The organism is Ekhidna sp. ABH4_415 (genome assembly GCF_056161305.1).
This window is the reverse complement of sequence record NZ_JBSWYW010000047.1, coordinates 1-223: the sequence shown is the minus strand read 5'-3', so window position 1 is coordinate 223 and position 223 is coordinate 1. Positions and strand designations below refer to the sequence as shown.

Annotated in this window: 1 protein-coding gene; it reads right to left on the bottom strand. The window is 54.3% G+C overall.

What is annotated here, in order from left to right; genetic code table 11:
• The coding region (locus ACXAH9_RS17260) for a hypothetical protein (RefSeq protein WP_474896097.1) at nucleotides 1-223 on the bottom strand (223 nt) is incomplete at both ends.

Here is a 223-nt window from a genome sequence, read left to right as displayed (position 1 = left end):
CGTTACCGTAATCGTGAAGGTCTGCGTTGCATAGGTGTCATCTCCACCATTCGCCGTGCCTCCATCGTCACTCAACACCACATCGACATTCGCTAATCCATTGGCATCCGCCGCTGGCGTGTAACTTAAGTTCCCACTTGCATCGATCGCCGGCTGGCTGCTGAATAACCCGTTGTTGTCGTTCGTCACCGTAAAGGTCAGCGTCTGGCCACTCTCATTCGCT